Below are 21,194 nucleotides of genomic sequence, written 5' to 3'. Positions count from 1 at the left end.
CACGCGCTGTAGGTATCGTGCGCCCCGGCTCGAACAAATGTATGCGGATGATTCCGGGTACCAAACAGATAAGAGTCCGGCCGGACGTCTGTTTCGTATGCGCGTTAGCGTCCTCGGCGGCGGTCAGATCACCGACGAGGAGTCGGAACTCGCGGAAGCGGTCGGTCGGGAGATCGCCGAACGCGGTCACGACGTCGTCTGTGGCGGCCTCGGCGGAACCATGTGGTCGGTCTGTCGCGGTGCGTCCGAGGCGGGCGGCCGGACGATCGGCATCCTCCCGACGGGGTCGGTCGACGACGCCAACCCGCACGTCGACGTCCCCATCGCGACGGGGATGGGCCACGCGAGAAACGCGCTGGTGCCGCTGAACGGCGACGGCGTCATCGCGCTCGCCGGCAGCGACGGCACGCTCTCGGAAATCGGGTTCGCCCACGTCTACGAGAAACCCGTCGTCAGCCTCGGCGCGATCGAGGTGCCGGCGCTCGAAATGGAGACGGTCTCGGATCCCGCCTCGGCGATCGATTTTCTGGAAGCCGCCATCGAGGAGTGAGCCACGGCCCACTCGGCTCCACTCGAACGGTGTCGATACGTTCTTTCGGCCCACCGACCGAGTCACTGCCATGAGTCTCCCGGACGAGTACGACCTGCGACGGTCGTTGCCTTCACCCGAAGCGTTCGCCCGATTGCGCGAGGCGGCCGAGATGGCGCCCCGATCCGCCGAGGGAATCGACCGCGGCCTGCCCAACTCGCTGTTCGGCGTGACGGTCGTTCATCGCTCGACGGGCGAGACCGTCGGCATGGGGCGCGTGGTCGGCGACGGCGCCACTGTCTACCAGATTTCGGACATGGCCGTCCACCCGGATCACCAGGGTGCGGGCCTCGGAACGGCGATCCTGACGGCGCTCGACGCGTGGATCGACGAGACCGCCCCGCCGAACGCCTACGTCAACTTACTCGCCGACGTCGACGGGTTTTACGAACGGTTCGGCTACGAAGAGACGCGCCCGGCGTCGAAGGGCATGTTTCGACGGACCGAGTGATCCGAACGGTCCGGCCCTTCGATCCGGGTCGTAGCCTTTTCGACGCTTCAGCCCGTTGGAACGCGTATGAGTGAGACGGAGGACGACGGCGGCATCGACAAGGAAGCCCTCCGGGAGGAGCTTCGAGAGAAGTACGCAGCGGACGAGAAAAAACGCGAGTCAACCCAGCGGATGAGCGACCTCCTGTTGAAGGGGGCGACGATGACGAACGCCCACTGCGGAACCTGTGGCGATCCGCTCTTCCGCCAGAACGGGACCAACTTCTGTCCCACCTGTCACGGCGGCCCCGAGGGCGTCGAGGCCTCGATCGACGTCGACGACGAATCGGCGGACCAGGCGACTCCGGCCACGCCTGCGGTCGACGACGCGACGGACGCTGATCCGACCGACGACCGGATGCCGGCGGCTTCGAACGGCGCCCACACGACGCCTGAAACCGACTCGATCGACGCGGACGGCCACTCGTTCGACCCGGATCGATCGCCGACGAACCCCGACGCCGCTCGCCAGCCAACCGGAACGCCCGCCGACGCTGCTCGGGGTCGAACCGACCCGGTCGACGGCGCGAAGATCCCGATCGAGAGCGAACTGGACGGTGCCTACGACTCGTTGCAGACCGCGCTCGAGCGGTGGGCCCGCGAAGCGGAGACGGCCGACAACCCGCGACACGCCCGCGAGTGTCTCGAAGCGGCCCGGGAGGCCGCGGACGCGCTGGCGGCGTTGCGTCGGTAACCCGTTCGTCACAGATTCGGACGTCGAACGCGCTCGTGAGATACCTTCTACCGTTTCACCAACCCTCCGACGTCCGAGTTCGCCACGCTCCTGCGCTATTCACGCCGCCAGTGAGACGACGCTCGCGTAGATGTAGCCACTCACCGCACCGACCGGTATCGCCACCCACCACGTTTCGAGGACGGCGAAGTAGACGACGCCCCACGAAAAGACGGCCGCCCGGAGCGGGTCGGCGCCCGACAGCGCTTCCAGCGCCGTGATCGGAACGCCGATCACGACGAACATCGCGACGTAGGTCGCGCCGACTCCCAGGAGTCCCAGGGCTCCAGCGCAGATGGGCGATTTCGGTGCCAGGAGCCGCCAGCCGACCAGTCCGATCGCGAACGCCGCCGGGACGACGATCGGGAACGCCAGCGCCGCCACCGCGACGGACGCGTACGGGGCCGCCACCAGTCCGACGCCGGAAACGGCGGTGGCGAGCGTGGCGTACGCGACCGCCACGAACGCCGCCGCGCTCGCCGCCGCGTACCCTGCACCGATCGCCTCGGAATCCGCTCCGGGGAGCCGCCCGGGACCGACGCGAGAACACGCGCGGTGGAGGGCGGCGATCGCTGGCTGGTTCACGGGTCAGACGTCATCAGCCCGCCGTAAATACGTTCGCGGCCGCTGCGAACCAGACCGATTGCGGGCGAACGGTAGTCACTGTCCTGACGATCGAGCGTCGAGGACTGTTTTGGTTTCCATCGTCTCTGAGCCAGTTTCTCGAAGGGTCTTCGAATCAACTCCTCCGTGATGTTGTGAACCAGGCCAATCCCGAATCCAAATGTTACTGTTATCGACCGCCCATTCATTCACGCAATCACCAGTAGGTATAATACAACTCACGTCAAACACCAGACTGGAAGCTGCGGACTCCGGTAGGGGGTAGAAATGCCCCGGGTGATGCACCACCCAGGACGTGGCTTCCAAATCCCTGCGGGGATTCAGTAGCCATGATTGCGTACACACTTCCGAGACAAAAAGGTCTCGCACGCTCGCGGTACGGAGAGTCGAACCGCTCCCCCTCGTTCAGCTTGGATTCTTGGGATTGGGTGGCACCGAACGGTTCTAGCGACGGTACCGGAGGGGGCGAATGAGATCGACCGTCGAGAGCGTCGGGGCGGCCGAGCAGGAAGCCCCTGTTGACCGCACGTGTTACCGGTGTGACCGCGACGTGGCTACCGAGTACTACTTTCGACTCTCCGCGACGCCTCGATCCGCCACCCGCGATCGATTCCGACCCGTAACGCGAACCTGTTGCCCCGACTGCGTCGCCGCACTGGGGCTGCTGGAATTCGACGAGCGGTGGCTCGACGCGATCGATCGACGGTAGCGACCGACACCGATCACGGCAGGTAGATCGTGACGGAAGGCGGTGAGTGGTGATTGGAATGCTGAATTCGCCGCCGACGTCCTCGCTTTCGGCGGTTGTCGCTGTAACCATGGATGTCCACGCGAGCGCAGCGAGCGTGGTTCCCCGGCGGCGAAGCCGCCGGCCTTTTTCATCGAAGTTTTTGCGGTGAGCGGGTCGCGAAGCGACCCGAACCGGAAAAAGTTCGGTAGCAAAAGACCTATCGCTCCACCAACCGACAATCCGGATATGACTGACGTCGAAGTCGATTTCGGCGACGACGGCCTGGTCCCCGCCGTTGCCCAGGACGTCGAGACGGGTGAGGTGCTGATGCTGGCGTACGTCACTCCGCACGCTCTCGAAAAGACACGGGAGACGGGGCTGGCTCACTATTATTCGCGAAGTCGCGACGAGCTCTGGAAGAAGGGCGGATCCAGCGGGCACCTCCAGCGGATCGTCGAGATCCGGGTCGACTGCGACGCCGACGCGCTGTTGTACCGCGTCGAACAGGCCGGCGGCGCCTGTCACACCGGTCACCGGTCGTGCTTCTATCGAACGGTCGACGGCGAGCGCGTCGGCGAACGGGTCTTCGATCCCGAAACCGTCTACGAATGAGTATGGCCACCGGAGACGCCGCACCCGATCCGCTCACGCGGCTCGACTCCGCGACGCGAGAGCGAGAACGCGTCGACGAGCGAATCGACGATCTGGGCGGCGAGGACGACGTCGAGCGCGGTGCCGACGCCTACCGACAGGCGTCGAAGCTTCTCGACCACTACGACGATCGCGCGACGGGAACCGGCCGCGAGAACTTCGCCGCCTACGTCCAGCTCGAGGGCCAGTTCGCCACGCTCGTCGAGAACCTGCCCGACGATCTCGTCCACCGCGACGCGTTCGAGGACGCCTGGGAGGCCATCGACAAGCGACGACTTTCCGAGGACGACTTCGAGCGGGCGCGGGCCGCACTCGAGCCGGCCGCGACGTACGTCGAGATCCTCGACGATCGCGAAGCCGCCGAGACCGAGCTTCGCGAGGCCAGAAAGGCCGCGACCCGACGGATCGACGAGATCGAAGACGAACTCGATCGACTCGAGAGACTTCGCGATCTCGCGACGGTCGATCTGGACGCCCCCGTCGAGCGCATCCGAGACCCCATATCGTCCTACAACGAGGCGGTGACGGCGGCATTCGACGACTACCTGTCGTCCGCCTCGGCCCGCGAGGTGTTCGACTTCCTCGACCGCACTCGCTGGTATCCGCTCGTCGACTTCACGCTCCCGCCCGACGATCTTCGGCAGTTCGTTGCGTCGAGTCCGGACGGCGAGTCGACGATTCCCGAGTTACTCGAGTACGCCGAGTACTCGCGTTCGAAACTCGCCCACGTCGTCGACGACGCCGACCGACTCAAGCGACGGGTCGCCACCCAGCAGACGTACCTGAAACGCCTCGACGGCGAGCCCCTGACGCTCCCGTGGCCACCGGCGCCGGCCGCGGAGCTGCGATTTCAGACACGAGAGCGACGCCCGCTCGTCGAACGCGTCGCGGACGCCGACCTCGTCTCTCGACTCAGAGAGATCAGATCGCTCGCCGACGACCCCGAGTACGACCGGTTGCAGACGGCCGCGACGGCGCGAGCGGAACTGACGGCGGACGAGCGCGCTCGGGTCGCAGACGGCAGTCTGGAGGCGGACGTCGAGGCGCTGACCGACGAGCGCGAACGACTCGAATCGGCGCTCTGAATCCCATCGCGGCCACCCTGGCGCGTCGTCGGTCCGACGCGGAGCCCATCCAAACGATTTTTTGTCCCCTCGCGCCGACTCTCACCTCGTGACGCGCACACTGCTGGTTCCGATGGACGATTCCGACCGGGCGCGGGCCGCCCTCGAACACGCCCTCGCGGTGTTCGACGACGTCGAGGTGACCGTCCTCCACGTCGTCGATCCGCTCGAAGCGGCCTACAGCGGCACGCCCGAGGAGGCCGCTACCGCGGATCCGCCGTTCTTCGCCTCCGTCGAGGAAATCGCGACCGAGCACGCAGCCGAGGTCGAGACGGTCGTCTGCGAGGGAAAAGCGCCCGAGGAGATTCTGGCCTACGTCGACGAGGCGGCGATCGACGGCATCGTCATGGGAAGCGAGGGGCGATCCGGCGTCTCGCGGATGTTGCTCGGAAGCGTCGCCGAGGACGTCACGCGCCGGTCGCCCGTGCCGGTGACGATCGTTCCCGGAACTGACGACGCCGACTGACGGTGACGAGCGGCGGGACGGTCGCGGGCGACGCGAAACCGTCGAGGCTATCCCGCTCGCGTCGTCACCTCGATTCGATGGACGACCGCGTCGGAACCACGCTCCACACCGGGCTGTTGCTCTCGACGACGGCCGTTCTCGCCTGGCTATCGGGCCTCCCGATGTTGTTTCCGAGTCTGGGACCTTCGGCGTTCGTCCTCGCGCTCTTTCAGCGAAGCGACGCAACGCGTCCCAGGCGGGTGCTCGGCGGGCACGCGGTCGGCGTGATCGCCGGACTCGTCGCGTACGGCCTCTTCGCCACCGGCGTCGACATGACGAGCGCACCCGACCCCGGTTCGATCGACGGATTGCGCCTCGCCGTCAGCGCCGTCGTGGCGACCACGCTCACCGCGGGCGGCATGCTCGCGACGGACACGCGCCACCCGCCGGCCTGTGCGACCACGCTCATCGTCTCGCTCGGCCTGCTCTCGACGCCGCGCGAGGGGGCGATCATCCTCCTCGCCGTCGCCGTGCTCGTACTCGCCCACCGATTACTGCTCGAAACGGAGCGACTCCGCCACAGAGCACTTGATACACTTGAGTAGCGATTCGAATGTACTCTACGCCGATCGTTCGCCTCACTCCTCTTCGAAGTCGACACGCGGGACGAACGGCCCGAAGTCGGCGGTGCGGCTGGCGATCGTCGCGATCCGGAACGTGTAGACGAGCAGGACGATGAACGGCAGGAAGACAAGGGTCACGACGGCGCTGACAAGGAAGACGAGCGCCGTTGGGTCGCCGACGGCGGCGATGATCTCGACGTAGGTCATCATGAAGATCCCGCCGCCGAGAAGCGTCGGAAACCCGACGTACAGCAGGAGTTTCGACAGGTACGCCAGCTCGTACTGCATGTACAGCGTCTTGAACGACTGCCGGGCGACGGCGACGTATTCGAGTAACTCGAGGAGTTCGTCGAACGCCTCGGCGGCCTCGTCGGTCAGCTCGTCGCGGTGGTGCTCCGAGAGCGTGCGCAGGGCGTGGCGATGGGCGCCGTTGAAGTGGCCGAGGACGGCCGAGAGCGCGTCGAACGTCCCGATGTCGGCGTTTTCGAGGGCATCGGTGACGATCTCGCCCTCCTCGGCGACGGCGTCGACCACGTCCGCGACCGAGGAGGTGAGCGCGGGATCGGCCGTTCGATCGACCTCCTGGTGGAGCGACGCGGCGCGGTCGACGACGCTCTCGACGAGGAGCCCGAGGAAGTCCGCCGGCGCGGCGGGACTGACGCTCGTCTCGGTCACCGACTCGACGTCCCGTCGGAACGACCGCATCCCCTCGAAGCGGCCGGCGAGGTCGCCCGGCCAGCCGAGTTCCTGCGAGAGGACGAGCTGGTTGATGGCGAGGACGATCGTGATGAACGGTAACGTGCCGCCGACGATCGCCGCGACGAGCGTCGTCGCCGTCCCCGGTTCGGTCACCGGAATGAACCCGGCGAGGCCGATGACCGCCGTCGTCGCGAAGACGACGATCGAGAGGCTCAGCGCGAGGATGTACCGATTACCGTCGAGCAACACCCAGCGCCGAACCGGTGACTCGCGCAGCCGCTCGTGGACGAGGGCGCTCTGGGTCACCTCCTCGTCGATCTCCTCGTCGGCGGATTCGTCGTCCGACACGGGTGAGTCGTCCACGGCCGGCCGAAAAAGGGTGTCCAAGGGACGCAGGGGGTGGGAACGGAAAATCGATCGCTCGTCGGAATCTGGGCCGCGGTCACCGGTGGCCGTCGTCGTACGCGGTCTCCCGGTCTGCATCCATGACGAACGGGCCTTCCTCCGGCGTTCGCTTGGTCACGGTCGCCGCCCGGAGGACGTACGAGGTGAGGACGGCGTACGGGGCGAGCGCGATCGTGTACGCCAGGCTGATGAAGACCGAAAGCGGGGTGTAGCCGAAGAAGGCGAGGTCGGGAAAGACGCCGGCGTCGAGCGCGAGCAGGACGTACGTGATGAAGACGATGATCGGCAGCGAGACGAAAAGCAGCGTCCGCGAGAGGTCCGATAGTTCGAGTTTGTAGTACAGCGTCTTGAAGTACTCCCGACTCACCATCAGTTTCCGGAGCGTCGCCTGAATTTCGGCGATACACGCTCGCTCGTCTTCGGTTAGCTCGTCGCCGTACTTCACGAGAATTCGCCGGGACTGATAGAGCTGCCACGAGGAGTCGTAGCTCAGCCCCGTGAGCAGCTCGTCGGTCGAACCGTTCTCGACCCGAGAGAGCGTTGTCAACACCTCCTCTGCATTCTCCTGGATGTCCTCCTGGAGCCGGTCGACCTCCTCGCGATAGCTCGCGTCCTTCGTCCCGTCGGGTGACTGGAGTTCGCTCGCCTGGTCCTTGAGCGCCCGGAGGACGACCGCCATGAACTGTCCCGGTCGGGCGGGACTGACCTCGACGATCTCGCGCTCTTCGATGTCGCTCTGAAACTCCATGATCGTGTCGACGCGCTCGGACTGGTCCGAAAGCGAGGTGAGTTCCTGGGAGATGCCGACCGCCGCGATCGAGACGACGATCGAGACCAGCAGGATCGTCCCGCTCAGAAAGGTGTTGAACACCATCTGGACCGTGTCCGTTTCGGTCAGGAGCTCCTGGTACTCGATCGGCCAGAGCCCGCCCATTACGAGCAGCAGTCCGAACACGAATCCGAGCAACGCGCCGGCGACTCGCTCTCGGTCCCCGTCGAACAGGATCCACCGAACGAGGCGGTTCTCCCGCGACCGGTCGAGCCCCTGGCGATCCGGAAAGAGCCGCTCGCTGAGTGAGAGGTCCGATATTTCGTCCGCCATGAGTTCCCATCGACTGCTTCGCCACGCAAAAGCCCGAGCCAGGGAAGTGCAACGGCGGTCGGGGCCGCTGTATGGTACATATTGACGCGAAATCGGCGGTTATCCGCTCGGTCGACCTACTGTGTGACTTACCGCTCGGACGACCAACCGTGTGGATCCGCTCGGATGACCCACCGTGTGGCTCACTCCCGACTGTCACTCCCCGGTCGAAAACACGAGCGCGTAGCCGTGATCGTAGCCGTACTTCGGGCCGTCCTCCCACGCGAGGACGACCTCCCGATCGAGGTGAAGGTACTCTCCGCAGGCGTCGGCGACGTCCCACGCAAGCGTCGTCACGTGCCCGTCGTGGATCAGGTTCGACACCTGCATCACGAGCGTCCCGTCGTCGGCGAGGACGGCCGACAGTTCCGACGCGACCCGACCGACGCCGTCGAGGTAGTCGTCGTAAGCGCTCTCGCCGTCGTAGTTCTGGAACGGATCGTCGGTCGCCGACTCGAGCGTGTACGGCGGGGAGGTGAAGACGCAGTCGACGTCGGGCAGGTCGAGGTCGGTCAGGGTTCGCGCGTCGGCCCGGCGCACGCGTCCGGGGTGATCGATCCGCGATTTCACGTACTCGACGCGCTCGCGCTCGAATTCGATTCCCCACGCCTCGCGCCCCATCGACTCGGCGACGACGAGCGTCGTCCCGAACCCGGCGAACGGATCGAGAACGACGTCACCGGGGTCGCTGTACCGGGAGAGAAAGCGCTCGACGACCTCGGGTGCCGACCGAGGGTCGGTCCCGTCGGCCCACTCGGGCAGCGGTTCGTCGGGACGGGCGGGAACCGAGATGACGGACTCCATACCACCGTGTGATCTCCCGGTCGCCATAGGTCTCGGGGACGCTCACTCGACCAGGAGACCGAGCAGCGAGAATCCGACGCCGACGAACACCAGCGCGAGGAGTTTCAATCTACTCGCGTCCCTTCGCCTCGATCAGGACGTCGTAGAGGTCGCCGGCGAGGGTTTCCGCCCGGTCTTCGTCGCGAGCTTCGGCGTAGATCCGGACGAGCGGTTCGGTACCCGACGGGCGGGCGAGCACCCAGGCGTCGCCGTAGTCGAGCCGGTAGCCGTCGCGGGTGTTGAGCTCGGCGTCGGCGGTGTGGGCGTGGTTAGCCGCCGCGTCGAGCATGGCGTCGCGCTCGGCGGTCGAGTGATACTCGATGTTCTCGCGAACGTTGGCGTAGCCGTCGTACGGAGCGACCAGCTCGCTCGCGGGCGTCTCGGCGACGAGTTCGAGAAAGCGAGCGGCGATGTAGGCGCCGTCGCGGGCGAGGCGGTAGTCCGGAAAGAAAATGCCGCCGTTACCTTCGCCGGCGATCGGCACGTGACGACCCTCGGCCTCGAGTTCGCGGATGCGGGTGATGATGTTCGTCGAGCCGATCGGGGTGAGTTCGACGTCGGCCCCGACCTCGGTCGCGACGTCGACGAGTCGCTGGGAGACGTTGACCGCCGAGACGAGCGAGTCGCCCGCTTCGAGTTCGGCGGCGGCCAGCGCGGCGAACGTCGCGTCGCCTTCGAGGTAGGCCCCCGACTCGTCGAAGAATATCGCGCGATCGGCGTCGCCGTCGTGGGCGATGCCGACGTCAGCCTCCGCGGCCCGAACGAGCTGGCCGAGTTCGGCGAGGTTCTCGGCGACCGGTTCCGGGTTCCGCCCGGGGAAGTGACCGTCGGGCTGGGCGTTGACCGTGACGACCCGACAGCCGAGCGCCCGGATGAAGCCGGGACTGGTCAGCGATCCGGCGCCGTGGCCCGGATCGAGTGCGACGGTGAGTTCGGCGTCGGCGATCCGCTCTCGATCGACCGACTCGAGGAGCGCGTCGACGTAGCGCCGCCGGGCGCCGTCGATCTCGCGCACCTGGCCGATCTCGTCCCACCGGGCGTCGGCGAACGACTCGGCGAGCAAGGTGTGTTCGATCCGTTCTAAGTCGGAGACGGCGAGTTCGACCCCATCGGCGCCGATCAGCTTCACGCCGTTGTACTCCGGGGGGTTGTGCGAGGCGGTGACGACGATCGCGGGGACGCCCTCGCGCTCGGCGTAGGCCTGCACGCCGGGTGTCGGTACGATCCCGAGGCGGTCGACGTCGGCGCCCACGCTGGCGAGGCCGCTCGTCGCGGCATCGACGAGCATCCGGCCCGTGTGTCTGGTGTCGCGGGCGATCGCGACGCGCGGGACGTCCCACGCCGTCCCCGCGGCTTTCGCCACGCGGAGGACGAACGCCGGCGTTAGCTCCTCGTTCGCCACGCCGCGCGCACCGCTCGACCCGAACACGTCCATCGATAGGTAGTCCGAGCGCCCACCTCAAAGGGATTGCGAAGGGATTCGTCTTTCGCGACCGACGGCCGCGGCGCAACCCTTTCGACGATCGGCGCCGAACCCCGCCGCATGGAGTCGCTCGCCGAAAAGCGCGTCTTCGACGGCCGTGGCGGATCTCGGTCTTGTTTCGTCGCGAGCGAGACCGGACTCGTTTACCTCCGGGTTTCCCAAACGGGGGTCGGCGAGTTCTCGCTGGCGGATCGCCGGTCGGCGACGGACGTCTCGGCCGGACCGAACGGGATCGATTCGGCCGCCGACGGAGGGACGCTGCTCGCCGTCGCGACGGACGAGGATGTCCTCGTTTCTCGGCTGGGCCGACCCAGCGACGTCGATCCGGATTCCATCACCCTCGAACCGACGGACTTCGGTTCCGCCGTCGCCGTCGACGTCACGCCCAGTTCGATCGTCGCCGCCGATCAGTCGGGCACGTGTTTCGAGGCCGAAACCGGTCGCGATGGCTCCGTCGAGGAGTGGACGGCGATCGACTGGCCGGTGGCAACCGACGGTGAGCGGCCGTCGGTGACGGCGATCGAATCGCCGCTGGTCGGGACCGACCGGGGCGTCTTCCAACTCGTGGATGGAACGGCTCGACCGGCCGGTCTCGACGCCGTCACCGCGCTGGAGACCACTCTCGCCCCGCTAGTGGGGACGGCCGACGGCCTCTACGCCCTCGGTAACGGCTGGATGGAACGATTCGACGGGCCGGTCGACGCGCTGTCGGTTTCGGCTGCGACACAACCCGACACCCTCTCGACGGTGCTGGCGTCGGGGACGGATCTCTACGCAACCGCCGATCCGACCGGTGATCCGTCGTGGGACCGGATCACGTCGACCGACTACACGATCGCCGATCTCGCGCACGTGAATCCAGGCGTCGTCTGTGCCGTCACGACGGCCGGGACCACGTACGTCGCCGATTCGACCGAATCGAGCCGACACCCCCTCGGCATCGCCGATCCGAGAGCGATCGTGGTTTGTGGGGGCAGTCTCTAGCCTGACACTGGCCGCGAATTTATGCTAGTAAAACGATAGGTGTCTGACAAACAGTTATCCGAAGGCAGGCGTATCCACACACATGACTCGACAGACACGCAGACGGATTCTCGCCGTGGCGGGAGCGGCGAGTGTCGGCGCGCTTGCCGGCTGTCTCGGTGGCAGCGACGATCCCGAGGACGACGGACCCGACGCGGACGACGGCGGAGACGACGTTGATCCCGGCACGGACGACGACTCGAACGACGAGCCGGACGACGAAGAGGAGGCCTCGAGGGTGCAGGGAACGATCCTGGGCGACATCACGCTCGACAACCTCCACGACGAGAAGCACGAAGTCGACGTGATCGTCGAAATCGACGGCGAGACCCACGCCTGGCAGACCTCCGAGCTCGAAGAACGGACGGGTTCGCTCGAACTGGACCGCGAGTGGCCGACCGAGGGTGGATCCTTCCGCGTCCGCGTCCGTCTCGACGGCGGCGACTTCCGGGACGTGCGACCGGACGACTGGAACGATCCCGACTGTCTCAACCTCGTTATTCTCATCGACAGTGCCGGCGCCCTCCGGGTAACCGGCGACACGCTGGACGGCGTCTGCGCGGACTGAACGCCACCGTTCGGCGGATACTCTCTCGATCGACAAACGAAAACGGTTCGTACCCGCCGACTGTGCGTTCGGGTATGATCGTCAGTGGGTCTTCTTCGCAGTCGCTCGCCGCCAGCCTCGCGGCCGAGCTGGACGAACCGCTCGCCGCCACCGCCGTCGAGCACTTTCCCGACGGCGAACTGCTCGCGTCGGTTCCGGGCCTCGCCGACGGGACGACGCCCGACCGGGCCGTCGTCGTCGCCTCGACCGTCTCGGCCGACGCACACCTCGAATTACTCCAGCTCCAGGACGCCGTCAGGGAAGCCGGCGTCGACGAGGTCGTCACTGTCCTGGCGTACATGGGCTACGCCCGGCAGGACCGCGCCTTCGATCCCGGCCACCCGGTGTCCGCTCGCGCCGTCGCGCGCGCCATCTCGACCGGCACCGATCGGATCCTCACGGTGAACCCGCACGAAGACGCCGTCTGTGACTTCTTCGATCCATCCGCCGACGCGGTCGACGCGGCGTCGACGCTCGCCGACCCGCTTCCGGCCGACCTCGCGGATCCGGTCTTTCTCTCCCCGGACGCGGGCGCCGTCGAAATCGCCGAAACCGTCCGCGACGCCCACGGCGACGGCGAGGTCGACTACTTCGAGAAGACTCGCCACTCAGGCACCGACGTCGAGATCGCCCCGAGCGACGTTCGCGTCGAAGCGCGCGACGTGGTCGTCGTCGACGACATCATCGCCACCGGTGGGACCATGAGCGAGGCCGTCTCCGTCCTCCGCGACCGCGGCGCCGCCCGAACCTACGTCTCCTGCGTCCACCCGTTGTTGGCCGGGACGGCCTACACCCGACTCGCTCGCGCCGGCGTCGAGGCCGTCTACGGCACCGACACGATCGAAGGGGCGGCGAGCGCCGTGTCGGTGGCGCCGGTGCTAGCCGACGAGTTGTAGCGAACGTCCGCAATATTCTGAACCCCGTCTTCAGGTGGCGACGCTGGTTCGGCTTCCGTCGCTTCGTCACCTCTCGGTTACGGCAGATCCGTTCCACGCCGGCGAGCGATACCCACCGCGACGAGCCCGAGTACGACGACCAGCCCGCCGACCGCTAGACCGCCGGCGCTCGAGGTAACGAACGCCTCGCCGCGGACGACGAGCCCGGCGAGGGTGCCGACACCGACCACCACGCTCTCGTCGCCCGCTGTGAGCTGGTTTCGCCCCTCTCGGTCGAAGCTGACTGTCGTCTCTACGGTCTGCGTTTCGCCCGGGGCGAGACGAACCGTCCGCTCGTCGGCCGTCCCGCCCGGCGTCGTCACGACGAGGTCGATGGCGGACGGTCGATGGTCGTCGCCAGTGACGGTGATCGTTGCAGTGACCGGTTCGCCGACGCTCACGGCACGCGACGAGACGGCGAGATCGGTCACGGTCGCTTCGACCGGTGGTTCTACGGCGACCGACTCGACGTGCTCGCCGATCTGCACGTCGAACGCACCGTCCGTTTCGGGCGTCCACGAGAGGGAGGCCGAGGATCCTTCCCCGGCGTCGAGCTGGCCGCGGGCCTCGTCGACGACCTCGCCGTCGACCGCGGCGAACACGCTGTAGTGGCCGGCTCGATCGTCCACGTTCGCGACCGAGACCGGGATCTCGACCGTTTCGCCGGGGACGATCTCGTCGAGCGCGTCGACCGATCCGTCGCGGTAGTCGCCGCCGACCGCGAACGGCCCGCCCTCGACGTCGACCTCGAACGCCGTTCGATCCGCGTCGAAGACGTCGCGGTGGGCCCGTTCGCCGACGGTATCCGGAATCGACTCGGTTTCGACGTACCGCTCGGCGGTTGAGCGGGCGTCCGCGCCGCCGACATCCTCGACGGCCGCGTAGTAGGCGGCCAGTCCGACGGGCTGGTCAGCTCGCGTCACGTCGCGCAGCGCGTCGACGAGCGTCAGATCGTTGGCTGTCGCCTCCCGTATCTCGCGGTCGACGGCGTACAGCGCGAGGGGCCCGCGCGCGTAGTCCGTCTCGGGATCGGCCCACGTCGACGGATCGGCGAGGATCCCGGCGTCGTAGGGGTGCTGACTCCCTCGCTCGAGGAAGGCTCGGAACGTTTGGTAGTCGACGAGGTCCTGTTCCAGGGCGAACAGTGCGGCGTAGTAGTCGGCCTGCCCTTCGATTAGCCACTGCAACTCGTCGGTCGTGCCGTCGTCGACGCCGGCGAAGGGCTGTCGCGAGTGGACGTACTCGTGGAGCCAGACGTTCGGCAGGTCGGAGAGCGCCGCGTCGTCTCGAACCCAGGCGTCGTCGGCGCCGTATTGCGCGCCGCGGGCTCGCCACTCGACCGTACCGGTCGGCGCGGCGACCACGAAGAACTCGTCGTTGGCCGCGCCGACGGCGAGCGACGTCGCCGCCTCGCCCAGGACGTCCAGGATGTCGTCGGGTGACTCGTCGAGCGACGCCGCCTCGGGAACGACTAGTCGAAGGCGCTCCGGGCCGTCATCGGAGACGTACTCTTCGACGGGACCGAAGACGGCGATCGTGTCGCCGATCGCGCCGGGGCCGTCGACCGTCACCGAACGTTCGACGCCGATCTCGGTTCCCCGGTCGTGGCGCCAGGAGAACGAAACGCGCGGAACCGCGACGATTCCCCACTCGCCGGTCTCCACGAAGTCGTAACCGTCCGCGCTCGACCCGTGCGGCCCGTCTCCGCGGGTCTGGTTCGCCTGGACGCCGAGAGTGATCGACGCCTCTCGCGTCTCGCCGGTCCACTCGAGCGTCGACGGACCGACTCGGTCGAAGCCGTCCGTCGATTCGACCGTCGCCTCCTCCGGGATCGACACCTCGAGTTCGCGAACGGCGTCCGGAACGGCGATCGTCGCCTCGGCGCCGAACTCCCCGGGCCGATCGGGCCGCTGGGTGAGCACGAGCGACTCGTGGATCGTCTCCTCGTCGTCGAGTGGGCTCGCCTGGACCACGGGAGCGGCCGCCGACGGCCGATCGACGACGTGACCGCCGTGACTCGCCGTCTGGGCGTCAGCGACGCCGCTCGGTGCGCCGACCGCTGTACCGAGCGCCGTCACAGGCAGCGACAGGACGAGCAAACAGACCAGTACGATCGCCGAACGGTCTCGCATCTGAACGAGTGCTCGGCGGTGAGTGAGCAAATCCCTTGTGGGTTCACCCGTTCCGTACCGAGGCGACCGATCGAACGCCCGCGCCCGAAGGGTATTCTAACGCTCGGGAACGAGAGTCGCGTATGCGAGACGTCTACATCGTCGACGCCGTCCGGACGCCATTCGGGAAGCGAAACGGCGCCCTGGCGGAGCTACACGCACAGGATCTGGCCGCGAAACCGCTCGAAGCGCTGGCGGCGCGCAACGACTTCGACGAACGCGGCTACCCCGAGGACGTCGTCTACGGCTGCGTGACGCCGATGGGCGAGCAGGGGATGAACGTCGGTCGGCTGGCGCCGCTCGTCGCCGGCTGGGGCGAGGAGGTCCCGGGCGTCCAGTTGAACCGGATGTGTGGCTCCGGCCAGCAGGCGGTCAACTTCGCGGCCGGTCAGGTTCGCGCCGGCTTTCACGACGTGCTCGTCGCCGGCGGGACCGAGCACATGACTCGCGCGCCGATGGGCGCCGACGCCGACTCGACGGACAACACCTACGGCGACCCGGCGAGCGTGACCGAGACCTACTTCGAGCAGTTCGAGGAGGTCACCACGCAGGGCGAGGCGGCCGAACGGGTCGCCGAGGAGTGGAACTGCACCCGGGAGGGACTCGATCAGATCGCCGTCGACTCCCAATCCCGCTGGGCGCGCGCCGACGACGCCGGCCGCTACGACGAGCAGGTCGTCCCGATCGAGACGGACGCCGGCGGCGAGACCACCTCCCTGGTACGCGACGAACACCCGCGCCCCGGGACGGACCTCGAGACGCTCGCCGACCTCCCGCTGGTCTTTCGCGAGGCGGGCGACGGGGTCGTTCACGCGGGCAACGCCTCGGGCATCGTCGACGGCGCGGCGGCGACGCTGCTCGCCTCCGGCGAGGCCTGCGAGAAATACGGCTGGGAGCCGCTCGCCCGCATCGTCGACACGCACGTCGTCGGCGTCGACCCGATCACGATGCTCACGGGCCCGATCCCGGCGACGACCGAACTCTTAGGGCGCAACGATCTCACCGTCGACGACGTCGACCGCTTCGAGGTCAACGAGGCCTTCGCCTCGGTCGTCGCCGCCTGGCTCGACGAGACCGGCGCCGACTGGGAGCGGACGAACGTCTGGGGCGGCGCCATCGCCCACGGCCACCCGCTCGGCGCGACGGGAGCGGCGCTCGTCGGAAAGCTTCCCTACCAGCTCGAGGCCTGTGACGGCCGATACGGTCTCAGCACGATGTGCATCGGGTTCGGACAGGGAATCGCGACGCTGGTCGAGCGGGTGTAGCGGTTCGGATCCCACCTTTTCCGCTCGGGTTCGCTTTGCTCACCGCTCGCGCAACAATCTGTCCGGCGAGAGCGACGCTCTCGCTGACCGTTGGCTTTCCGCTCGACAAGAGAGCAAAAACGCCTCGCTCCGCTCGGCGGTGCTAGTCCGACGCCTCGGCCGCCGCGAGCGGCTCGATTGCGAGTTCGATCGAGATGCCTTCGACGTCCCACGTCTCGCGGTGACCGTCGCTCACCTCGCCGAGCGAGTCGGCTCTGACCTCCTCGCAGATCAGGTCCTCTCGCTCGCCGACGAGGTCGGCGACGCGGTCGTCGTCGATCGCGAGTTCGAGCGCGATGCGCTGTTCGACGTCGAGTTCTGCCTCCTTTCGCATCTCCTGGACGCGGCGGATGACTTCGCGGGCGTAGCCCTCGCTCTCGATGTCGTCGGTGAGCGAGGCGTCGGCGTAGACGACGCCGAACTCCTCGCCGTCGATCGTGACGGTCGAGCCGGCGACGTCGTCGGGCGTCTGCGTGACGAACGAGACCATCTCCTCGTCCAGCTCGACGTCGTCGTCGAGCGCTTCCGAGACTGCCGCTTCGAGCGTTTCGAGGTCCGGCTCGTCGACGCTGGCGTCGTTGAGCGCGTTCATCACCCGGCCGGCCTCGTCGCCGAACGCGGGCCCGAGGACGCTCATGTCCGCCTCGGCGCTGTAGGAGAGTTCGTCCCAGCGCTCGTCGGGCGTGAGAAGCTCGATTTCGCGGGCGTTGAGCCGGTCTGCGAGCAGCTCGTCGTGGCGCTCTACGGCGGTGGCCAGGCGGTCGTCGTTCGCCGCGACGATCACGCGCGGGACGGGCCAGCGCAGCTTCCGGCCGGCTTGCTGACGCGCGTTGGCGCCCGACTCCTCGATCGCCCGGAGGTGGGCGACGTCGGTCTCGAGTTCCTCGTCGAGCCAGTACTCGTCGGGTTCCGGCCAGTCTTCCATGTGGACGGTGTCGAACCCGCCGTCGCCGGTGAGCTTGCCGTAGAGCTTCTCCGTGACGAAGGGCGCAAAGGGTGCGAGCAGGACGCTACTCTCTTTGAGCACCCGGTAGATCGTCGCGTAGGCGGCCGTCTTCGAGGCGCTCTCTGATTCGTCCCACATGCGCTCGCGCACGGCCTGGACGTAGAACCGGGAGACGTCCTCGACGACGAACTCGAGCAGGGCGTCGAGTGCACGGTCCTGGCGATACTCGCCGAAGTGCTCGCCCATCTCCGCCTTCGTCGACTGCAGCCGCGAGAGCACCCACTCGTCGACGAGTTCGAGATCCTCGTCGACGTCGTCGAGGTCGATTTCGGCGGGATCAAACCCGTCGAGACGCATGTACGGCAGCGGGAAGCGAAACACGTTCCAGAGCGTCCGGAGGTGGCGCTCCATCGTCTCCATGCCCTCCCACGAAAAGCGCATGTCCGCTCCCTGCGGGTCGTTCGAGAGCAGGAACATGCGCATGACGTCGCGGCCGTGCTTCTCGATGGCGTCGTGTGGGTCGACGAGGATGTCCTTCGACTTGCTCATCGCCCGGCCGTCTGGCATCTGCGCGAAGCCGTGCATCAGGACCGTCTTGTAGGGAATGTCGCCGAGGGCGGTCGTTCCCATGCCCAGCTGGGACCAGAACCAGCCGCGCGTCTGGTCGTGGGCCTCCATGATGAGGTCGGCCGGCCAGAGTTCTTCGAACGCCTCCTCGTCGCCGGGGTAACCGATCGTGCCGAGCGAGGCGACCGACGAGTCGAACCAGACGTCGAAGACGTCCGGCACGCGGGTGTAGGTCGTCCCGTCTTCGGTGATCGTCAGCTCGTCGACGGTGTCCTTGTGGAGGTCGACCGTCTCGGGATCGACGTCCTGATCGACCCGTTCTGCGAGCTCCTCGCGCGTCGCGACGACGATCATGTCCGTCGCATCGTCGTCCTCGGTATCTTCGTCGTCGCTCTCCGCGGAACTCCGTTCCGCGTCTGGCGTCCAGACGGGCAGTGGAATGCCCCAGTAGCGCTGTCGCGAGACGTTCCAGTCCGGGGCCTCCTCGACGAAGTCTCGGAAGCGGTTGTCGCGGGCCCACTCGGGGTGCCACTCGCTGTCTTCGATGTTGTCGAGGAGCTCGTCTTTGACGTCGGTGATCGTGATGAACCACTGCTCGGTGACGATCTGGACGATGCCGGTGTCACACCGCCAGCAGTGGCCGTAGCTGTGGCTGATCGTTTCGGAGGCGAGGAGGTTGCCATTTTCCTCGAGATCGGCTGTGATCGCCTCGTCGGCGTCCTTGACGAACTGTCCCTCGTAGGCGCCGCCCTCGTCGGTGTAGACGCCGTCGCTCCCGACGGGACAGAAGATGGGGAAGTCGAGCTCGCTGCCGCGGACGAAGTCCTCCTCACCGTGACCCGGCGCGGAGTGGACGAGGCCGGTACCGTCGCCGTGCGTGTCGACGTACTCCGCCTCGTAGACTTCACAGGCGCCCTCGTGGTCCGGGTGGTCCGGGACCTCCTCGACCAGCGGGTGTTCGTACGCCCAGCCGACCATCTCCCCGCCGGTCAGCTCCTCGACGACCTCGTAGTCGTCGTAGCGGCCGGCCGAGAGGACGTCCTCGACTTTCGGTTCGGCGACGTAGAGCAGCTCCTCGTCACCGTCTTTCTCCGCGCGGACGCCGACGTACTCGCCCTCCCCGTCGACGGCGACGAACGTGTTCGCCGGGATCGTCCACGGCGTCGTCGTCCAGATGACGAGTTTGCCGTCGCCGTCTGCGCCGTCGGGGGACTCGCCCTCGCGATCAGTGATGTCGAATTTGACGTAGATCGACGGATCCTCGACGTCGTCGTACTCGACTTCGTTGTTCGCGATTGCGGTCTCACACCGCGGACACTGCGAGATCGAGCGGTGGCCCTTCTCGACGAGGTCGCGCTCTGCGGCCTGGGCGAAACCCCACCAGGCGGCCTCCATGTACTCCGGCGAGACCGTCTTGTAGGGGTCGTCCCAGTCCATCCAGACGCCGAAGTCCTGGAAATCAGTTTGCAGGCCATCGAGCTGCTCGTCGGCGTACTCTTTGCAGGCCTCGATGAAGGCGTCTTCGCCGAACTCCTCGATGTCCTTCTTGTTCTCGAACCCGAGCTTCTCCTCGACCCGGGTCTCGATCGGGAGCCCGTGCATATCGTAGCCCGGTCGGTCGGTGACGTCGTGACCGGTCATCCGCAGGTGGCGCAGGTAGACGTCTTTGAGCGTCTTGTTCCACGTCGTTCCCATGTGGGCGGCGCCGGAGGTGTACGGCGGACCGTCGACGAAGAAGAACGTCTCACCGTCGGCCCGGTGTGCTTTCGTCTGCTCGTAGGCGTCGACCGCGTCCCAGTACTCGAAGACCTGCGCTTCGAGTGCGTGGGGTTCGTACTGGTCGGCAACCTCGCCGAATCGACTCATACCCGATGGAATTGGCTCCGACGGTAAAGAGCAATCGGTGTGGCAGATCGATCTGTCGGACCGGTCGAGTGGGTACGAATTGTAACTCGCACAGTCGGGCAAGTATCCGAGTAATATCCGCGATACCACCGTCTCACCGGCGTTCCAATCGATCGCGGTCGCGATCTCGATGGGCGGCGATCACCAGCACGCTTATTGTGTTGGTGTATACGTGTACGTGTACATGGGGACGAAGACGATAAGCATCAAGGAGGAGGCCTACGAGCGGCTCAAAGCCCACAAGCGAGGGGACGAGAGTTTTAGCGATGTGGTGAACCGGCTGACCCGGGGCGATAAAGACCCGATGAAAGCTGCGGGTCTGTGGAGTGGGACTGACGCCGGACTCGACCGGGATGCATTCCGCGAAGAATTTGACGAGGATTTTACGGAGCGACAGCGTGAGGTTTTTGGACAGTAGCTTTCTCGTCGATCTGCTTCAGCCGAAGTCCGATCACCACGAGGACGCTGTCGACTATCTCGATTCGAACGAGGGTCGGGCATACGGCGCACCAACTCCGATACTATACGAGATATACCGGCATGCAGCGTGGGCTGGGGGGACGGATCAACTCGCGGAGACTATCGATGCGCTCGACTGGATCGATCCCGTGGCGTTTACCGAACCTGCTGCGCAAGAATCTGCGTTGATACGAGCCGAACTCCTGGCAAATGGCAACGCAATCAACGAACAGGACATCCTGATTGCGGGTGTCGCACGTGAGTCCGGCGCACCGATACTGACGCGGGACGGCGACTTCGAGAACGTCCCCGGTCTCGACGTCGAATACTACGCCGACCGAGAATCGGCTGATCCCGAATAGCTGATTCGCCCACGGTCTGAGATTATAAGTATATTTAACTCGCGGATGCGCCCGTATTTACTCGTATGTCCTCTCTCGTCCGTTCGTACTCCGAAAACCTCGCCCTGGTCGTTTCCGTCGTCCTCGTCGCGTCGTATGTCACGACCGAACTGAGTCGGTGGCGGATTCCGTTTCCGGTCGCGCTTCTCGCGTACGCGATCCTCACCGGAGCTGCAGCACTGACGTACCGGGACGCTCGTAGAACGGCGTAAGCGGTCGGTCACCAGCTCTGTCGATTACGGTGTGTCAGGCAGGAACACGCGGTTCGTCGAACACGGCTTTTGCCGTCTCACTGAC

22 protein-coding genes are annotated in these 21,194 nt (G+C 66.6%); 15 read left to right on the top strand and 7 right to left on the bottom strand.

All coding sequences use genetic code 11. The annotated features are described in order from the left end of the window. Positions 1 to 97: 97 nt before the first annotated feature. The 3 genes from NKH31_RS07350 (at position 98) to NKH31_RS07340 (ending at position 1,772) form a co-directional block, all read left to right on the top strand. Positions 98 to 550, top strand: a complete 453-nt coding sequence (locus tag NKH31_RS07350; RefSeq protein WP_254864485.1) for a TIGR00725 family protein — start codon at positions 98 to 100, stop codon at positions 548 to 550. Between the two features lie 70 nt (positions 551 to 620). Then, positions 621 to 1,040 (top strand): GNAT family N-acetyltransferase, encoded by a 420-nt coding sequence (locus NKH31_RS07345; RefSeq protein ID WP_254864484.1) that lies wholly within the window; start codon positions 621 to 623, stop codon positions 1,038 to 1,040. Between the two features lie 66 nt (positions 1,041 to 1,106). Next, positions 1,107 to 1,772, top strand: coding sequence for an Sjogren's syndrome/scleroderma autoantigen 1 family protein (locus NKH31_RS07340; protein ID WP_254864483.1), 666 nt, complete (start codon positions 1,107 to 1,109; stop codon positions 1,770 to 1,772). Between the two features lie 99 nt (positions 1,773 to 1,871). On the opposite strand, the gene NKH31_RS07335 is transcribed toward NKH31_RS07340, so the two are convergent. Beyond that, a complete protein-coding gene (locus NKH31_RS07335) occupies positions 1,872 to 2,396 on the bottom strand; it encodes a hypothetical protein (protein ID WP_254864482.1) in 525 nt (174 codons plus the stop codon). 508 nt (positions 2,397 to 2,904) lie between these two features. Between NKH31_RS07335 and NKH31_RS07330 the strand changes: the two genes are divergently transcribed. The 5 genes from NKH31_RS07330 (at position 2,905) to NKH31_RS07310 (ending at position 5,990) form a co-directional block, all read left to right on the top strand. Next, positions 2,905 to 3,144: a hypothetical protein gene (locus NKH31_RS07330; RefSeq protein WP_254864481.1), complete on the top strand. Its 240-nt coding sequence runs from the start codon at positions 2,905 to 2,907 to the stop codon at positions 3,142 to 3,144. 267 nt (positions 3,145 to 3,411) lie between these two features. After that, a complete protein-coding gene (hisI, locus tag NKH31_RS07325; RefSeq protein ID WP_254864480.1) occupies positions 3,412 to 3,777 on the top strand; it encodes a phosphoribosyl-AMP cyclohydrolase in 366 nt (121 codons plus the stop codon). A gap of 2 nt (positions 3,778 to 3,779) precedes the next feature. Beyond that, positions 3,780 to 4,901 (top strand): DUF7118 family protein, encoded by a 1,122-nt coding sequence (locus NKH31_RS07320; protein ID WP_254864479.1) that lies wholly within the window; start codon positions 3,780 to 3,782, stop codon positions 4,899 to 4,901. A gap of 88 nt (positions 4,902 to 4,989) precedes the next feature. Further along, positions 4,990 to 5,406: a universal stress protein gene (locus NKH31_RS07315; protein ID WP_254864478.1), complete on the top strand. Its 417-nt coding sequence runs from the start codon at positions 4,990 to 4,992 to the stop codon at positions 5,404 to 5,406. Positions 5,407 to 5,483: 77 nt separating this feature from the next. Continuing rightward, positions 5,484 to 5,990, top strand: coding sequence for an HPP family protein (locus NKH31_RS07310; RefSeq protein WP_254864477.1), 507 nt, complete (start codon positions 5,484 to 5,486; stop codon positions 5,988 to 5,990). A gap of 33 nt (positions 5,991 to 6,023) precedes the next feature. Here NKH31_RS07310 and NKH31_RS07305 read toward each other — a convergent pair whose 3' ends face one another. The 4 genes from NKH31_RS07305 to glmM all read right to left on the bottom strand — a co-directional run bounded on the left by NKH31_RS07305 (position 6,024) and on the right by glmM (position 10,531). After that, positions 6,024 to 7,055 (bottom strand): DUF7972 family membrane protein, encoded by a 1,032-nt coding sequence (locus tag NKH31_RS07305; RefSeq protein ID WP_254864476.1) that lies wholly within the window; start codon positions 7,053 to 7,055, stop codon positions 6,024 to 6,026. Positions 7,056 to 7,149: 94 nt separating this feature from the next. After that, positions 7,150 to 8,214 (bottom strand): DUF7972 family membrane protein, encoded by a 1,065-nt coding sequence (locus tag NKH31_RS07300; RefSeq protein WP_254864475.1) that lies wholly within the window; start codon positions 8,212 to 8,214, stop codon positions 7,150 to 7,152. A 195-nt stretch (positions 8,215 to 8,409) separates the two neighbouring features. Next, positions 8,410 to 9,057, bottom strand: coding sequence for a TRM11 family SAM-dependent methyltransferase (locus tag NKH31_RS07295; protein ID WP_254864474.1), 648 nt, complete (start codon positions 9,055 to 9,057; stop codon positions 8,410 to 8,412). 109 nt (positions 9,058 to 9,166) lie between these two features. Next, complete coding sequence (gene glmM, locus NKH31_RS07290; protein ID WP_254864473.1) at positions 9,167 to 10,531, bottom strand: phosphoglucosamine mutase; 1,365 nt, start codon at positions 10,529 to 10,531, stop codon at positions 9,167 to 9,169. 108 nt (positions 10,532 to 10,639) lie between these two features. Here glmM and NKH31_RS07285 point away from each other — a divergent pair, with 108 nt between their 5' ends. The 3 genes from NKH31_RS07285 (at position 10,640) to NKH31_RS07275 (ending at position 13,105) form a co-directional block, all read left to right on the top strand. Continuing rightward, a complete protein-coding gene (locus tag NKH31_RS07285; protein ID WP_254864472.1) occupies positions 10,640 to 11,563 on the top strand; it encodes an HVO_0234 family beta-propeller protein in 924 nt (307 codons plus the stop codon). An 82-nt stretch (positions 11,564 to 11,645) separates the two neighbouring features. Further along, positions 11,646 to 12,170 carry a hypothetical protein gene (locus NKH31_RS07280; RefSeq protein WP_254864471.1) on the top strand — a complete coding sequence of 175 codons (525 nt, stop codon included), beginning with the start codon at positions 11,646 to 11,648 and terminating at the stop codon, positions 12,168 to 12,170. Positions 12,171 to 12,244: 74 nt separating this feature from the next. Then, positions 12,245 to 13,105, top strand: a complete 861-nt coding sequence (locus NKH31_RS07275; RefSeq protein ID WP_254864470.1) for a ribose-phosphate diphosphokinase — start codon at positions 12,245 to 12,247, stop codon at positions 13,103 to 13,105. A gap of 77 nt (positions 13,106 to 13,182) precedes the next feature. On the opposite strand, the gene NKH31_RS07270 is transcribed toward NKH31_RS07275, so the two are convergent. Continuing rightward, positions 13,183 to 15,276 carry a M61 metallopeptidase family protein gene (locus NKH31_RS07270; protein ID WP_254864469.1) on the bottom strand — a complete coding sequence of 698 codons (2,094 nt, stop codon included), beginning with the start codon at positions 15,274 to 15,276 and terminating at the stop codon, positions 13,183 to 13,185. Between the two features lie 122 nt (positions 15,277 to 15,398). Here NKH31_RS07270 and NKH31_RS07265 point away from each other — a divergent pair, with 122 nt between their 5' ends. Continuing rightward, a complete protein-coding gene (locus tag NKH31_RS07265) occupies positions 15,399 to 16,580 on the top strand; it encodes a thiolase family protein (RefSeq protein WP_254864468.1) in 1,182 nt (393 codons plus the stop codon). 142 nt (positions 16,581 to 16,722) lie between these two features. Here NKH31_RS07265 and ileS read toward each other — a convergent pair whose 3' ends face one another. Next, a complete protein-coding gene (gene ileS / locus NKH31_RS07260) occupies positions 16,723 to 19,998 on the bottom strand; it encodes an isoleucine--tRNA ligase (RefSeq protein WP_254864467.1) in 3,276 nt (1,091 codons plus the stop codon). A 223-nt stretch (positions 19,999 to 20,221) separates the two neighbouring features. Between ileS and NKH31_RS07255 the strand changes: the two genes are divergently transcribed. From NKH31_RS07255 to NKH31_RS07245, 3 genes are all read left to right on the top strand, one after another. Next, the gene (locus NKH31_RS07255; protein WP_254864466.1) at positions 20,222 to 20,455 is read left to right on the top strand and encodes an antitoxin VapB family protein; all 234 of its coding nucleotides are present in this window, start codon (positions 20,222 to 20,224) and stop codon (positions 20,453 to 20,455) included. Next, the gene (locus NKH31_RS07250; protein WP_254864465.1) at positions 20,436 to 20,858 is read left to right on the top strand and encodes a PIN domain-containing protein; all 423 of its coding nucleotides are present in this window, start codon (positions 20,436 to 20,438) and stop codon (positions 20,856 to 20,858) included. The genes NKH31_RS07255 and NKH31_RS07250 overlap by 20 nt, the downstream gene beginning before the upstream one ends. Positions 20,859 to 20,923: 65 nt before the next feature. Then, positions 20,924 to 21,109 carry a hypothetical protein gene (locus tag NKH31_RS07245; protein WP_254864464.1) on the top strand — a complete coding sequence of 62 codons (186 nt, stop codon included), beginning with the start codon at positions 20,924 to 20,926 and terminating at the stop codon, positions 21,107 to 21,109. Positions 21,110 to 21,194: the final 85 nt, after the last annotated feature.

Source organism: Halovivax gelatinilyticus (assembly GCF_024300625.1).
Taxonomy (GTDB): domain Archaea; phylum Halobacteriota; class Halobacteria; order Halobacteriales; family Natrialbaceae; genus Halovivax; species Halovivax gelatinilyticus.
Note: the sequence above shows the minus strand (reverse complement) of the source record. Positions and strands in the feature narration are given on the sequence as shown.

What these genes read in the sequence shown, in the direction of transcription:
- hisI (WP_254864480.1), top strand. Translation starts at nt 3,412, where the DNA reads ATGACTGACGTCGAAGTCGATTTCGGCGACGACGGCCTGGTCCCCGCC.
- NKH31_RS07300 (WP_254864475.1), bottom strand. Translation starts at nt 8,214, where the DNA reads ATGGCGGACGAAATATCGGACCTCTCACTCAGCGAGCGGCTCTTTCCG.
- NKH31_RS07340 (WP_254864483.1), top strand. Translation starts at nt 1,107, where the DNA reads ATGAGTGAGACGGAGGACGACGGCGGCATCGACAAGGAAGCCCTCCGG.
- NKH31_RS07255 (WP_254864466.1), top strand. Translation starts at nt 20,222, where the DNA reads ATGGGGACGAAGACGATAAGCATCAAGGAGGAGGCCTACGAGCGGCTC.
- NKH31_RS07280 (WP_254864471.1), top strand. Translation starts at nt 11,646, where the DNA reads ATGACTCGACAGACACGCAGACGGATTCTCGCCGTGGCGGGAGCGGCG.
- NKH31_RS07295 (WP_254864474.1), bottom strand. Translation starts at nt 9,057, where the DNA reads ATGGAGTCCGTCATCTCGGTTCCCGCCCGTCCCGACGAACCGCTGCCC.
- NKH31_RS07245 (WP_254864464.1), top strand. Translation starts at nt 20,924, where the DNA reads ATGTCCTCTCTCGTCCGTTCGTACTCCGAAAACCTCGCCCTGGTCGTT.
- NKH31_RS07275 (WP_254864470.1), top strand. Translation starts at nt 12,245, where the DNA reads ATGATCGTCAGTGGGTCTTCTTCGCAGTCGCTCGCCGCCAGCCTCGCG.
- NKH31_RS07265 (WP_254864468.1), top strand. Translation starts at nt 15,399, where the DNA reads ATGCGAGACGTCTACATCGTCGACGCCGTCCGGACGCCATTCGGGAAG.
- glmM (WP_254864473.1), bottom strand. Translation starts at nt 10,531, where the DNA reads ATGGACGTGTTCGGGTCGAGCGGTGCGCGCGGCGTGGCGAACGAGGAG.
- NKH31_RS07350 (WP_254864485.1), top strand. Translation starts at nt 98, where the DNA reads ATGCGCGTTAGCGTCCTCGGCGGCGGTCAGATCACCGACGAGGAGTCG.
- NKH31_RS07310 (WP_254864477.1), top strand. Translation starts at nt 5,484, where the DNA reads ATGGACGACCGCGTCGGAACCACGCTCCACACCGGGCTGTTGCTCTCG.
- NKH31_RS07330 (WP_254864481.1), top strand. Translation starts at nt 2,905, where the DNA reads ATGAGATCGACCGTCGAGAGCGTCGGGGCGGCCGAGCAGGAAGCCCCT.
- NKH31_RS07345 (WP_254864484.1), top strand. Translation starts at nt 621, where the DNA reads ATGAGTCTCCCGGACGAGTACGACCTGCGACGGTCGTTGCCTTCACCC.
- ileS (WP_254864467.1), bottom strand. Translation starts at nt 19,998, where the DNA reads ATGAGTCGATTCGGCGAGGTTGCCGACCAGTACGAACCCCACGCACTC.
- NKH31_RS07320 (WP_254864479.1), top strand. Translation starts at nt 3,780, where the DNA reads ATGGCCACCGGAGACGCCGCACCCGATCCGCTCACGCGGCTCGACTCC.
- NKH31_RS07270 (WP_254864469.1), bottom strand. Translation starts at nt 15,276, where the DNA reads ATGCGAGACCGTTCGGCGATCGTACTGGTCTGTTTGCTCGTCCTGTCG.
- NKH31_RS07285 (WP_254864472.1), top strand. Translation starts at nt 10,640, where the DNA reads ATGGAGTCGCTCGCCGAAAAGCGCGTCTTCGACGGCCGTGGCGGATCT.